General features: G+C 58.6%; 7 protein-coding genes. 4 read left to right on the plus strand and 3 right to left on the minus strand.

All coding sequences use genetic code 11. From position 1 onward, the window contains the following. Positions 1-8: 8 nt before the first annotated feature. On the minus strand, positions 9-1,136 hold the full coding sequence (locus tag B7Y89_RS00550) for an ATP-binding protein (protein WP_292934739.1): 1,128 nt from the start codon (positions 1,134-1,136) through the stop codon (positions 9-11). 224 nt (positions 1,137-1,360) lie between these two features. On the opposite strand from B7Y89_RS00550, the gene B7Y89_RS00555 reads away from it, so the two are divergent. The 4 genes from B7Y89_RS00555 to B7Y89_RS00570 all read left to right on the plus strand — a co-directional run bounded on the left by B7Y89_RS00555 (position 1,361) and on the right by B7Y89_RS00570 (position 13,159). Beyond that, positions 1,361-1,636, plus strand: a complete 276-nt coding sequence (locus tag B7Y89_RS00555; protein WP_292934741.1) for a hypothetical protein — start codon at positions 1,361-1,363, stop codon at positions 1,634-1,636. A gap of 161 nt (positions 1,637-1,797) precedes the next feature. Further along, on the plus strand, positions 1,798-3,564 hold the full coding sequence (locus B7Y89_RS00560; RefSeq protein ID WP_292934743.1) for a ShlB/FhaC/HecB family hemolysin secretion/activation protein: 1,767 nt from the start codon (positions 1,798-1,800) through the stop codon (positions 3,562-3,564). Beyond that, positions 3,564-10,052, plus strand: a complete 6,489-nt coding sequence (locus B7Y89_RS00565) for a hypothetical protein (protein WP_292934745.1) — start codon at positions 3,564-3,566, stop codon at positions 10,050-10,052. The genes B7Y89_RS00560 and B7Y89_RS00565 overlap by 1 nt, the downstream gene beginning before the upstream one ends. Continuing rightward, positions 10,049-13,159, plus strand: a complete 3,111-nt coding sequence (locus B7Y89_RS00570) for a CHAT domain-containing tetratricopeptide repeat protein (protein ID WP_292934746.1) — start codon at positions 10,049-10,051, stop codon at positions 13,157-13,159. Before B7Y89_RS00565 ends, B7Y89_RS00570 begins: the two co-directional genes overlap by 4 nt. Positions 13,160-13,182: 23 nt before the next feature. Here B7Y89_RS00570 and B7Y89_RS00575 read toward each other — a convergent pair whose 3' ends face one another. Then, entirely contained in the window at positions 13,183-13,818 is a 636-nt protein-coding gene (locus B7Y89_RS00575; RefSeq protein WP_292934747.1) for a spermidine synthase, read from the minus strand. An 86-nt stretch (positions 13,819-13,904) separates the two neighbouring features. Then, entirely contained in the window at positions 13,905-14,282 is a 378-nt protein-coding gene (locus B7Y89_RS00580) for a DUF6481 family protein (protein WP_366415385.1), read from the minus strand. Positions 14,283-14,467 lie beyond the last annotated feature (185 nt).

Below are 14,467 nucleotides of genomic sequence, written 5' to 3' on the forward strand. Positions count from 1 at the left end.
CCCCAATTTTATCCATCAGCGCTTTCGGCAAACAAAAGCCGCACGATCGTTCCGGTTCCCGGCCTTGACTCAAAAATCAACCGACCACCAGTCTGTGTCACAAAACCGTAGACTTGGCTGAGGCCAAGACCGGTCCCTGATCCTACAGGCTTGGTTGTAAAGAACGGCTCGGTTGCGCGGGCAAGCGTTTCATCCGCCATGCCGCAGCCGGTATCGCCAATGGATAGGGCAACTTCGCCATCAGCGCTTGCTTGGGTGGTTACCGTTAGGTCACCTACGCCGTTCATCGCATCACGCGCGTTCAGGGCGATATTCAAAATCGCACTTTCAAGTTGATTGCGGTCCAGTTCAACCGTCGGCAAATCTTCGGCTAAATCGACGTGCACTGCCACGTTTTCGCCCATCGTCCGTTCCAGCAACGCCATGATATCGCGGACTACGGCGTTCAGATCAACGGCATTGCGGGTGAGGGGTTGTTTGCGGGCAAAGGCGAGCAATTGGTTGGTCAAAGTCGCGGCGCGTTCGCTTGCCAAAAGCGCGTTGTTCAAGCTGCGGGTGACTTGCGGTTGTTCTGTTGTCACGCGCAGTGCGCGCTCAAGATTGCCGCTGATCACGGTCAGAAGATTGTTAAAGTCATGTGCGATCCCGGCAGACAATTGGCCAACAGCTTGGAGCTTCTGCGACTGGCGCAGCATCTCTTCAGCACGTTCGCGTTCAGCCACTTCGGCTTTCAACTGATCCAGTGCCAGTTGCAATTGCCGGGGCGAGGGCAATGCAACAAGCTTTGGCAACATTGGCCATAATACGATTGCAGTTACAATCGAAACAACCGCTGTGAGTGCCTTGACCGCGCCTTCCAAGCCATAAACTGGAACCCACAGCACCAGAATGCTAAGGACATGGGTTGTTCCGCAAGCGAGGATAAAGGTCGCAAACAGGCCCAGAATCCAGCCCGCTTCAACATCTTTGCGCCGCTTCAGAAACAGCCACAACGCCACCGGTATCGAGAAATAAGCGGCTGCAATGAACGCGTCGGCCAGAACGTGCGTCCAGATCAGGCGGGGGTCCCACAGCAAGCAATACCCGTGCGGGGCGAGCCCTTGTGCAAATAGATAGCGTTGCAACCATTCAAACATCAGATTGCCTCAATTTCCCGGCCTGTGAATGGGACCCTGCTGATGGGACTAAGGCCGGGTAACGGGTGGAAGCGAAAGCAATGTTAAGGAATAATGGCTAAGTTCATGATGTCCATGCCGAATTTTGCGTGGGCGTGACTGGCACAGCAAGAACCTCATACGGTGTAGCGTGGCCTTTGTATGACTAGCTGTGCCGCCTAACCCTCGCAAAGGGTGCGTAAAAAATGGAAATGCGATATGCTAAGCTGATGCGTGGAATGCCGGGTTCATCTTCGGACAATCCTCGGTTGCGAGAAATTGCGACGATCCTGCAACGCGCCTATGCTTTGTCGCCGATTGAACCGGCAGTTTCGCCCGCTGATATCCTGATGTCAGACATGTTGCTGGCGCTCGATAATCCTGAACTCTGTGATATTTTGAACGAGATAAAGGACTTACAGCTTGAGCAGTTGCAGCGGCTTGAGCGCTTGCTATCGCGCCATGCTGATAATGATACCTGACGCCGAGGCCTAAGCATCTGGTTTTGCGCCGATTTTCGGCGAGAATGTTTCAGGTTGTCATATTACCGACAGTGTTTGCACAATCCAATCGTTAACGCTAACGATGCAGCAATAATAAAAAACACGGGTCGCCTCGGGCATATTACTACAGGGGCGTCAGCATGAAATTCGGGGTTTCAAGTGGAGTCGCTTTACAGCGCTGCGCAGCGCGTTTTGCGGCGGCAGGCTTGGCCTTCGCGGCGCAACAGGCATGTGGCCAATCCGTCAATGCCCAAGCAGGCGTAGCAGCGCCAACGCGGGATGACATCAAAGGCGTGACGCGCCAGCAAACGCCGCCGCCATCGCGCCTTTCGGTCAACGGCGGAATCGAGCGTTCGCCATGTCCCCTAGCTGATCCGCAATATGCCGACATCAAGGTCAACATTACAGAAGTCGCCTTTGGTGGTTTGAAAGAAACCAGCGCTGAAGATCTGGCAGCTGTTTGGCAGCCCTATGCCGGAACGCAGCAGCCTATCTCTGTGCTTTGCGAAATCAGGGATGCTGCTGGCACCGAATTGCGCAAACGCGGTTACCTTGCCGCCGTTCAGGTGCCCACGCAAAAGATTGAAAACGGGCAAGTGCGGATGGAAGTCCTTTATGCCCGGATTGCTTCGGTGCGGGCGCGTGGTGAAACCCAAGGGGCGGAACGCAAGCTGGAGCAATACCTTGGTGCTTTAACCAAGGACGAGGTTTTCAACATCAATCGCGCCGAACGCTATCTGCTGCTGGCCCGCGATTTGCCCGGATACAACGTCCAACTCACTTTGCGCCCGGCAGGGACGGGGCCAGGTGATCTGATCGGTGAAGTCACCGTTCTGCGCCAACCTTATGCGGTTGATCTGACAATCCAGAACCTGGCGTCCGAGGCGACAGGCCGGTTTGGTGGCCAATTGCGCGCGCAGGCGTTTGGCCTCACCGGACTGGGCGATGTCACATCGCTTTCGTATTACGCAACGCAGGATTTCAACGAACAGCACATTGTTCAGGGCAGCCATGAATTTCGTCCCGGTAAGAACGGTCTGATCGTTGGCGGGCAATTGACATATGCCTGGACGAAGCCCGATGTTGCCGGCCTTCCTGCCGGTCGCAGCATCACGGCCCGCACCCTGTTTGCCAGCCTTTACGCCCGCTACCCGCTGCAACGGGCACAAGCGCGCAACGTCTGGCTTTCAGGCGGGCTTGATCTGATCAATCAAGACGTTGATCTGATCGGTCCGTTGACGCGTGATAAAGTGCGCGTGGCTTGGGCCCGGTTTGATTTTGACAGCATCGATGTCAGCGGTCCCCGTCCAGCGTGGCGCTATAGCAGTTCGCTGGAACTGCGGCAGGGTTTGGCCATCCTTGACGCAACGAATGGCTGTGTTGGCGCGGCTTGCGCGGCGATTGTGCCCACCAGCCGCTTTGACGGTTCGTCGTCTGCCACGGTTGTGCGGTGGCAGAGTGAATACGAACGCTCGTTTGGCAACGTCTCGTTCTTGCTGGCTCCGCGCGCGCAATATGCGTTCAAGCCTCTACTCAGCTTTGAAGAATTCTCCGCAGGCAACTTCACCATCGGGCGCGGTTATGATCCGGGGGAGTTGATTGGCGACAACGCCGTTGCGGGCACCGCGGAGTTGCGCGGGCCACGCCTTGCCCTGTCACGGGAAAAAGAACTGCGCATCCAGCCGTTTGCCTATTTTGATGCGGCATGGGTCTGGAACAAGGGTCTGGCCGGATCGCAACGCCTGACCTCGGTCGGCGGCGGTGTGCGCGCAGACATGGGCGCACGGTTCCGGCTTGAAGCCACCTTGGCCGTCCCGCTTGAAAAGGTCGGCTTGCAGACGCGCAAGTCCGATCCGCGTTTTCTGGTTACCCTAACCACGCGTCTCCTGCCGTGGAGTGCCTTCTGATGCGCCCGATCCCATCGCTTTCCCGCAAGCTCGTCTCGGCCTCAAGCGTTGCCATTGCCACAGCAATGCTGACGCACACCCCGCTTGCACAGGCGCAGTCGTTCCAGGGCACTGCAACCGTGGTTGGTGGTTCAGCCAACGTGTCTGTCACCGGAACGACGACCGATATTTCGGTGTTCAGCGACAGCGCCGTGCTTAATTGGGTTCCGTTTGATCAGGCGACAACCGGTGGGGCGATTGATTTTCAGCCTATTGGTACAACAGCCACTTTCATCGGGGCATCCGGACAAGGCGTGAATATTGCCGTCCTGAACCGCATCATACCCACCGGTTCAACCCGGCCCATCCAGTTCAACGGCACCGTCAATTCCGAAATCCAGATTTCAGGTCCACCACAGGCAGGCGGCAGAATCTTCTTTTACAGCCCGGGCGGGATTATTCTGGGCGGAACGGCTGCTTTCGATGTTGGCAGTCTGGCACTGACCACGCTGGATCTCAATTATGATACCGCGGGCAATTTTGATACTGCCGGTTCCTATGCATTCCAGCAGGCCAGTGTCGCCGACTCCAAAGTCAGGGTGCTAAATGGCGCACAAATCAGCACAACAACCTCGAACTCCTACGTTGCGCTCGTTGCGCCAAGCGTGACCAATGATGGCCTTATCACTGTTGATGGTTCGGCGGCCTTGGTGGCGGCCGATGCTGCCACAATCAACTTTGCGCCCAATGGCCTGTTCGACATTCAAGTAACCTCCGGCTCCAGTTCGACAGCGACGGTGGTTGCGAATGGCGGCACGATCACCGGTCCGGCTTCGATATCCGTGAATGATTTTCGCCGCGTCTATATGGTCGCTGTTGCCAAAAATGATGCGCTCACCATGGCCATTGGCAGTGGCAGCACGCTGGGCTTCGATATCGCGGGTGCAGCTGACGTTGTGGGCAATGCGATCGTCCTGTCGGCCGGGTTTGACGTGGTCGCCGGTGCTCCGGGCTTTACCCCTTCGGCTGGCGGCGGCAGCGGGCAAGTTTCGGTTACCGGCGGTGATGCCAATATCACCACCAGCTTCTTTGCGCAGGCAAACGGCGGGGTAAACCTTGGTTCAAGCCTTCCGGGCGGCCTCAATTTTGCATCTGACGTCGAGATTTATACGACTGGCGGTAGCTCCAGTCTATTTGCGAACGCTGGCGGAATTCTGAACGTCGTTGGCAATGTTTTGATGAATGGCGATGATCTTGTCAGCACGGGTGCGTCGCTTGGCAAGAACGTGTCAATCATTGCCAATGGCGGCGGCGTGGCCAATTTGAATGGCAATGTGATATTAAGTTCGCAGGGTTTTGGTGCAGATACCGCCCTCGCCGGAGGAAGTGGGGGAACCGGCACCGGCGGCTTGGCGCGCATTGAAGCAAGCAACGGCGGCCAGATCATAATTCTGGGTGACGTCTCGCTTAATGCAAGCGGCACCGGCGGCGGAGTTGAATCCAGTAGCGGTGCTGGCGGATTTGGCCTTGGCGGCAGCGCCAGCATTCTTGCAACCGGCACTGCCGGGTCGTTTGTTGATATAGCCGGTGGCGTTTCCTTGGCCGCAAATGGCTATGGTGGGGCCGGGTTGTCCTGTTCAACCTGTCTGCCTGCTGGCGGCAACGCTACGGGCGGCATTGTCACTGTCAGTGCATTGGGCGCACATGCGCTATCGATCAGCGGCTCTACACTGATCGATGCCTTTGGTAATGGTGGTGATGCATCGGATGGATTGGCTGGCAGCGGTACGGGCGGCGAGGTATCCATCTCGGCAACCAACGGCGCTGACCTCACATTTCATGGCTTTACCGTAAATGCGTCAGGCGTGGGTGGTGACGGCTCCGGCTTGGCGACTGCCGGAAATGGCCTTGGCGGAAGCATTGATCTGGCCAGCTTCGGGCTGGCGGGCGGCACCGCGACTTTCAACGGCAATGTTGCGCTGAGCGCCAATGGAAGCGGTGGAGCCGCTGCAGACCTTGGCGGTTTTGCAGCGATCGGGACCGGCGGGACCATCTATACCGGTGCGCGCGATGGCACGATACTTGGTGTGACCGGTGCGTTTGACGCAAGTGCAAGCGGCTTTGGCGGTTTTGGATCGTTCGGATCAACCGCAGGAACGGGCGGGCAGGTCACGCTTGATGCCCAATCTGGCGGTGCAGTGAGCCTTGCGTTGCCAGCACAATTAATCGCGACTGGCGTGGGTGGCTTCAACAGCGATCCGGGCGCATCGTATCTCAGCAGCGGCGGGCTGGCTGAAATCACCCTTAACAACGGTGCTATCCAACTGCTTGGTGGCGTTCTGATCAATGCTGGCGGGCAAGGCAACACCGTCATTGGCAATGGCCCTGCCGGAACAGGGCAAGGTGGCACGGCGAGAATCTTTGGCACCGGAACAAGCCTGTTAGACTCAACTGGCAATGTCGATCTCGTCGCCACGGGAATAGGCGGCTCAACGTCGGGCAACCCCTCTGCTATCGTTCAGGGGGGCAGCGGCACAGGCGGAACCGCATCAGTTGTGTTTACAGGCGGGCTGGCAACGGTTGAGGGCAATCTCCTTGTCGATGCATCCGGCATGGGCGGCTTTGGCAGCCTGATTGATGCAACAACCACAGGTGGAGCAGGCACGGGCGGCCTTGCGCAACTGGGTGCCGGTACGGCCTTGGCCGCTGGCGGGGGCAGTTCAATCGCGATCACTGGCCTTGCGTCAGTCAATGCAGACGGCACCGGCGGTGAAGGCTTTGCATCAGGCGCGGGCATTGGTGGCGAAGTGAACATCTCTGCTCACGTGGGCAGTCTTGCACTCGACAGTGCGCTGGTCACCTCGAGGGGGACTGGTGGCACTGGCACGGTTGGTGGATCCGGCGGCGCAGCGACAGGTGGTATCGTTAATATACTGGCGCAAAGTTCCAATGCGGGGCCAAGCGAAATAGTCGCCGTGGAAATGAACGTCACCGCATCTGCGTTCGGTGGCCATGTTGTCTACCCTAACGCAAACACGTCACCCGGCGGTGCAGGGGGGCAGGCACAGGGCGGATCAGTGCTGATTGCGGGCACGGCGGGCAATGGCATTGTCGATCTTGGCAGCGTCAGCGCAGCAGCCGATGCCGTTGGCGGCGATGGGGGTAACGGCAATCTCGGCGCTGGTGGTAATGGCGGAAACGCCTTTGCCGGTACGGTCCGCGTGGGCACAATCAGCGGGAACCCTACAGGGTCACTCAATACCGGATCGGCAACATTTGATTCCATCAGCGCAGTCGCGATTGCGTCCGGCGGCCAAGGTGGAACAGGCGACATTGCCGTTGCCGGGGCTGTCGGTGGCATCGGCGGCAATGCGGTGGGCGGCACGGCGTCGCTTGAGGTCAACGGCTCGCTGGTGGCCATTAACGGCCTTGGCGAATGGAGCACAGATGCCATCGGCGGTGATGGTGGGCTTGGTTTTACAACCGGTTCCGGCGGTAACGCTGTTATCGGCAGCGCCAATCCCGCCTTGCCTGCGGGCAGTTCCGCTTTGATCAAGGGTGACCTTGTTGCTTCGGACCTCATCTTCACGTCCACCGCGCTTGGCGGCACCGGTTCAGCCGCCGGGACGGCTACCAAAGCCGGTCAGGCAGCGGCATTCCTGGCCGAAGATAGCACGATCAGCGCAAACAGCATTAGTTTACGTTCATTGGCGGGTGTTGGCGCGTCGCCGAATATCGTTGATCCCATTTCGATGACGAACTCGACCGCGACGATTTCGGGGTTGTTTGAACAGATCACGTCGTCAAGCACCTCGCTGCGGCTTGACCAAGCATCAATAACGGCCGCCTTCGTCACGATGAATGCAGGCAATTGGCTGCTTGATCCATTGGCCCCGGCCACATTGGGGACGTTAACGGGCACAAGCGGCATCAATCTGGTTTCCGGGCTGGACTTGGTGGCGCATGCCAATCTGGCCACGCAAAGCTCCTTGATCCTCAACGCCTTTGGCAGGATCGATCTGGGTTCGCTTAGCGCCGGTGGTTTCGTCGAAGTGACCGCGGGCACGACTTTGGCCATCAATGACGCTTCATCGGGTGATTCCATTGAACTCACAGCGCCCGGCATTATCGAAGCAGGCAACCTCACCGCAGCAACTTCGGTTACAGCTGAAAGCTTTGGCAACATCGTTACCGGCAATATCGCTGCAGGTACAGGACTGCCAACCGGCGCGAATGGCGATTTGAACTCTGTCGGACTTCGCTCGGGCGGAAGCGTTTCTTCAGGTTCGATCTTTAGCGCTTCGAACCTCGGCATTCGTGCCGCCACGGCTATCACAACCGGGCAGGCAACAGCGTACGATATGCTGCTGCTTGGTGGGGGAAGCGTCTCTACAGGCGGGCTGAATGCCTCGAACCGCGTGCTGATCGCCAACGCATCGATGGAATCGTTCGGCCTGACCGCGGCTGGGTTCAACGCAAATCTGGTTTTCGCTGCTACGCCAGTTGCGCCAACATCCGGCCCGATTTCGATCAGCGGCCCCGTATCTTCCACAGCCTTTAATGCGGCAACCCAAGGGGCGTTCAACAGCGGTTCGATCACAGTTCTGCCATCGGCCACAGGCTCGGGGAACTTGCTGATAAATGCAGGCGGCACGTTGACGTCTGCCAACCTGCAAGCAGCCAACATGCTCCAGCTTATCGCAAACGGGGCGATTTCCAGCGGGTCATTGCGGTCAAACACACTTGGCGTGAAGGTTGCCTCGTTGGGCGGCAATGTCACAACCGGTGCAATCAGCGGGCGTGAAGATGTTTTGGTCAATGCAGCGCAAGCGCTCACTGTGAATGGGCCCATCAACGCGCGTGATGTGATCCTGCTATCAGGCAACAATATCGCCGCAGGCCCCATCACAGCAGGTGCCGTCCTACCGGCTGGTATTCCGCCCAGCGCCGTCTCTCCTGCATCAATCACGAATGCCACAGGCCGCGTCTTGATAGCCAGCAATACCATGACCAACGAGGCATTCCTGCTTTCGACGTCGACAGATTATTCGGCTCTGCTTGCCGCCATCCCGGCGCGTGTCGCTGGATCGGTCAATATTGGCGGAGCCGTTGCCGGACGCTTCGTATCGTTCAGCCAAGGCGCCATGACCGGCGGGTTCATGTCTGTCTTCGGTGTGCTTGAAGTGGAAGCAGGCGGGTTGGTGACGGCCAGCCAACGGTGGCAAGCCTCTGCGATGCAGATTGCGTCTGCCGACATCAGCATTATCGACAACGGAACACTGACCGATCCCTTCGGACGCCCCATTTTGTCAGGCCTTCGGACAACACCGACCGGAAGTGTCAGCCTTGTCTCCATCGGCACCGGGCCTGCGATTATAGGTGATGGCGTGACGGGGACGGGTTACGCCTTGTCTGCTGCGGAAATCGGGCTGATTTCAACCGGTGAACTCGCCATCGGAGCGGTCGATAATTCGGCCAACCCGGTTGATATGTTGATCGGAAACCTTGCGCTGACGGCTGGCGGGACCATTGGCGCCAGTAACCTCGCCGGCACAAACGGAAGCATCGCCTTTGGCACCGGCAATCGTCAAACACAGACGCCCGGCGGCGCAATCCGCATTGTCGGCAACGTAACAGGCACGGGTTTTGCCGGGACCAATGTCGTAGAATTCGCAACGGGCCGGTTCGAACTTGATGCGGCCACCGGTTCGCTCTCGCTTACGCAAACGGGAACGGCACTTGGCGGCATAATCGGGATTACGGCCAACAACATCCACGTTGCCAGCGGAACCATTCTTGATCGCTTGGCCGCCGATCCGTTTTATACAGGCCATGCCGCTGACCTGAACCGTCCAGCAACTGTTCAGCGTCCGGAAGGTGTGTTGCGCGCGCTTGGGCTTGATCTTTACCCGACCGGGACGCTCTACATCCAGAACACCGGGACAGCACTTGATCCTGCCGGGTTCTTTGCCGACTTCGATTTTACAGACCTGAATCCTCCGACCAATGCCTTGCCCGCAAGCATATCGGTTATCGTGAACGGCAAATGGCAAACCGCCGCCGGTATCGTAAGCGGCTTTGCCGCGCGCGATCTGGTTGTCGAAAATGCCGATACGCTGGAGTTTTACACGGCCACCAGTTCGGTCAATGCTTGCGCGCTTGACGCTACTTTCTGCGTTCTTGCACAAGAAGTAGACCCGATACCGGCCATCGCCAGCCAGATTGCGATCGTGTCGAACAACACGCTTGGCAGCACGCCTGAATTTACCGAAGCCGTCACGGCTGCCGATGATCCGATGAGCGAGAGTGAAGAAGAGGCTCAGAAGGAAGCGGAAGCCGCGTCAAAGGCCGAAAAGGCCAGCAGTCCAATCGCACCACCGCCGCAGATGATCGACAGCAAACCGTTGGAACCACAATCGCTGATCGAACAGCCTGTTGCAGGCAGCGGCAATCCATCGCTGATCGGATCTGTGGTGAATGAAAATAGTGCAGAAGGGGAAGCACAGTGATCTCGCAGAACCAGACCCCGACCTGCCGCAATAGACGCCGCGCTGGCCTGTTGGGTCAGGCCGCTTTGCTGCTTTCGCTGGCTGTGCCGGTACAGGCTGCGGAAAAAGCGGAACAGCCGTTGTCTGTGCGCAATTCTTTCCGGATTGGCACCAGCGGGGTTACGTGCACCGCGCAGAATGCTCCGCGTGATACGCGGCTTATCGGCATCTTTGATCGCGGATATCGGCTTAGCTGCCGCGATGCCGCAGGCGCGATCGGCACCATGATTGCGGTCCGCCGCGAAGTGGCGATTGCGTCCGAGCCTTCGGGCATTGTTGCCGCAGCGCTTGATTGCAGTGCCATCAGCGCGGTGGAAATTCCCGTAATCGGCAATGCCAATGCGGTGACGTGTCAGGATAAAACAGCTGGCATCGATTATAAGCGTTACGTCGTAAATCGCGGAAAAATAACCTATTTTGTTGAAGGCCTTGCCGGGTATGATCCTGCTTTGCGCCTCGCGCTTGCCAGCGCCATTACAGATACGCCCGTGCCTGGTGAAATCCGCGTTGCCACCACCGAAGTGAGCGATCCTGCGGCCTTTGCCCGTGTGCAGGCAGGCCAACTTGACCGGCTTGGCGCGCGCGATGAAGGGTATTTGCGCAACAATGGTGGCCGGTTTGCCGAATCTTCCGAGTTTTTTGAGACGTTGGCGGCACGAGATCGTTCATCGGGCGGGGTAGGATTGGCTGAAGCGCTTGCCAATCAGGGGCTGCAACAATCCAATCTTGGCAATTTCACAGCAGCAGATCGTTTGTTTGCGCAAGCCAGCGATGCCTCATCGCGCAGCGACGGCGTGACCCAGCGTTTGATCCGCAATTACCGTGCGATCAATCAACTGAACCAGCGCCGCCCGGTTGCCGCGTTGAAGGCGCTTGCCGCAGACGTGACCAACATCAGCGCCTCGTTTGATCGTGCAAGCTTATCAACCGGCATGATCAACACGCCGCTGGCAGAGGAAATCAACCGCGAAAGTCTGGCCGCGCGGCGTCTTGGCGCGGCCGATCCGGGCCTGTCTGATACCGAACGCGCTGAAATTCTTGATGCGCAGGCAGATGCCCTTCGCGCGACCGCAGCGCGGGTGCAGGGCAAGCTTGATGTCGCTATCGCGGGCTTTCAGGCCGCTGGCAGCAGGCTTGACGCCGTACGCGGCGGACGCGTTGCATCGGCTGGCTGGCTGCGGTCGGAAATCCAGATAGAACTGGCGTTGCTGGCCGAAGCGCAAGGCCGCGGTGCGGATGCGCGCACGGCGTTTGACCGGGCAATCCAGATCATCGCCATGGCTTTCCCGCAATCGCCCGCACTGCTTTCTGCCCAAGCGCGTAAGGCCGGGTGGTTGGGGCGCTCCGGTGATGAGGCAGGCGCACTCGCGCTCTATGCCAAAGTCGTCGAAGACAGCCAGTCTGTGCCAGACGCAGGAACCACACTGCGCGAATTGCTTGCGCCCTATTTCAGCCTGTTGGCCAAAAAGGGTGATGATGCAGCGTCAAAGGCTGTTTTCAATGCATCGCAAATTCTGCAACGGCCCGGTGTCGCCCAAACCCAAGCCGTGCTGGCGCGGCAATTGTCAGAAGGCAATGACGAGGCTGCATCGCTATTCCGTTTGTCTGTCACCCGCAGCCGCGAAATTGCCAGAATCGAAACAACGATCGCTTCGCTTGGCGCAGTGGAAGCGCCAACCCCGCAAGACTTGGCCGCACTTAAAACCGCGCAGGAGAGCCTTGCTTCCATGCAGGCCGATCAGACCGGCCTGGTCAGCAAATTGGCGGCTTATCCGCGCTATAACGTGCTCGCGCCCAAGAATGTCGACCTTGCTGAACTGCAAGGTGCGCTCAAAGCGGATGAGGCGTATTACAAGCTGATGATCGTGGGGGACCGCGTTTACAGCCTGTTCGCCACGTCGGTATCTGCGCAAGTTTTTGACACGACCCTGACGCCCGCCACTTTGACGAAATCGGTGCAGGAAATTCGCGATACTATCGTGAAGGTCGAAAACGGGCAGCAGGTCAATTATCCGTTCGATCTGGGCAAATCCCGCACGCTTTACAAGCTTCTGTTCAGTCCGGTTGAACAGCAATTGCCAAAAGTTAAGCATCTGATTTTTGAGCCGGATGGCGGCATGCTCCAATTGCCGCCCACCGTCCTTGTCACCTCGGACAAAGGTATTGCCGATTACGCTGAACGGATGGAAAGCCCCGATGGCGATCCGTTCGATTTCACCGGTATCGACTGGCTGGGCAGGGGCCGTGAAGTGTCGATTGCGGTCAGTTCGCGCGGCTTTCTGGATCTGCGCAAACTGGCAGCTTCTACTGCACCGCGCAATTATCTTGGGCTCGGCAAAAACGCGAAACCTGCCGCACGTCCGGTAGCGGCTGTTGCGGATGAATGCGATTGGCCGCTTGCCACGTGGCAGAACCCCATTTCGGCTGACGAATTGTTCTATGCCCAGCGCACGCTGAAGGTGGGCGGCAGCGCGGTGCTGACCGAAGCGGCGTTCAATGACAGTGCCTTGCTGTCATCGAACGATCTTGACCAATATCGGGTGCTGCATTTCGCCACGCACGGGCTGGTTACCGCCCCTCGCGCAGATTGCCCCGCCCGTCCGGCCTTGGTCACCAGCTTTGGCGATGTCGGCTCGGACGGCTTGCTCAGCTTCCGCGAAATCTTCGATTTGCGCTTGAATGCCGATCTCGTGATTTTGTCAGCTTGTGACACTGCCGGCATGGCCACAGTCGCTGCCAGCCGCGAAGCAGGGGTAACCTCTGGCGGGAACTATGCGCTGGATGGACTGGTGCGCGCGTTTGTCGGTGCGGGCGCTCGCACGGTCATCGCCAGCCACTGGCCGGTGCCCGATGATTTCGACGCAACCAAGCGCCTGATTGGCGGCGTCATCGGATCAAAGCCGGGACAGGAATTGGCGAACGCGCTATCATCGGCACAGACAAAGCTGATGGATGATCCCAACACGTCGCATCCGTTTTATTGGGCGGCGTTTATCGTGTTGGGTGATGGTGCGAAACCGCTTGTTGCGGGAAATGCGCTACCGGCGCCTGGTACTGCGACACGATAAGGCCGCAATAGGGAAGCCGGGGATCAGGGCTTTTGGGCGAACCAGATGATGTGTCGCCCGCCCTTTTCCCCGTTTGCGTCCAGATCGCGCTCGTCAATCACTTCGCGCACGATCACTTCGTCCACGTCAAAGCCTGTGTCGCGCAAACGCTTGGCAAAGATGTCGTCGTGCTCGGCGGACCAGATGGCAAGAATACCGCCGTGGCGCAGGGCTGCCATCGCAGCTTGCAGCCCGTCACGGTGATACAGTTCGTCATTCACCTCGCGCGTCAGGCCATCGGGGCCATTGTCCACGTCGAGCAGAATCGCGTCATAAGCCTCGCGCGCTGAATCGATCAACATGGCGACATCGCCATTGATCAACATCACCCGCGGATCATCAAGGCAGCCGTCGGTCAGCACGTGCATCGGACCGCGCGCCCATTCGATGATTTCGGGCACAATCTCGGCGACGGTAATCGAGGCGTCTGACGCAACACATCCCAAGGCGGCGCGCAGGGTGAAGCCCATGCCATAGCCGCCGATCAGCCATTCAGCGCTTTCGCGCTCACCCAGCCGTTCATGAGTCATCGTCGCCAGTGCTTCTTCCGAACCACTGGCGCGCGTACCCATCAACTCGGTATGCTCAAGCAGAATGGTGAACTCGTCACCACGCTTCATCAGACGGATTTCAACGCCATTGGGGATGTGCGCCGTGCCGATCCAGTCGTGCCCGGGCAGCGTCTCTAGGACCTCGATGTCCTATACTACTTCTTGCGTGCCTTGCGCGCGGCGTAACGCGCATCGCGGGCCGCCTTGCGCTCGGCCTCGGTCATTTCGGGCTTGATTGCAGCCAGCGCTGCTTCGGCCAGTTCCTGCTTACGGGCAAGTTCAGCCGCGCGCTTGGCTTCACGTTCAGCCTGCACGGCAGCGCGCTTGGCGGCTTGTGCGGCTTCGCGTTCAGCGGCCTTGGCAACTTGTTCAGCCAGCGCTTCGGGATCGAGGGCGGGCTTTGCCTGCAAACGGGCGAGCGCCTTGGCGCGCGCAGTTGCGGCGGCCGCGATCCGGTCGTTAAATCCTGGTTCCTTGTATCCTGCCATCAATCCGTACTCGAAAACCTTTAAGTTGAATGTCGCATCGGCCATGCAAATCATGCCGATTTTGCAAGATCTTGAAGGACAGAAGGGAAGGGGCCAATAGCCTCTGTTTCCGATATCACCAAGGTTGCAGGGCCGCCCCTAGCACGACAAGGCGTACCATTGCCAGAAAGGATACGCTTGGCGCTGACTTCTCTTGGATTGCGCCACTTATCCCCAGCGGTCCGGTGGAC

Source organism: Novosphingobium sp. 32-60-15 (assembly GCF_002280675.1).
In the GTDB taxonomy this organism is placed as follows: domain Bacteria; phylum Pseudomonadota; class Alphaproteobacteria; order Sphingomonadales; family Sphingomonadaceae; genus Novosphingobium.

Excerpts from the sequence above, each read along its gene's own strand:
- B7Y89_RS00565 (WP_292934745.1), top strand. The coding sequence starts at position 3,564 with ATGCGCCCGATCCCATCGCTTTCCCGCAAGCTCGTCTCGGCCTCAAGC.
- B7Y89_RS00555 (WP_292934741.1), top strand. The coding sequence starts at position 1,361 with ATGGAAATGCGATATGCTAAGCTGATGCGTGGAATGCCGGGTTCATCT.
- B7Y89_RS00550 (WP_292934739.1), bottom strand. The coding sequence starts at position 1,136 with ATGTTTGAATGGTTGCAACGCTATCTATTTGCACAAGGGCTCGCCCCG.
- B7Y89_RS00560 (WP_292934743.1), top strand. The coding sequence starts at position 1,798 with ATGAAATTCGGGGTTTCAAGTGGAGTCGCTTTACAGCGCTGCGCAGCG.
- B7Y89_RS00575 (WP_292934747.1), bottom strand. The coding sequence starts at position 13,818 with ATGAAGCGTGGTGACGAGTTCACCATTCTGCTTGAGCATACCGAGTTG.
- B7Y89_RS00580 (WP_366415385.1), bottom strand. The coding sequence starts at position 14,282 with ATGGCCGATGCGACATTCAACTTAAAGGTTTTCGAGTACGGATTGATG.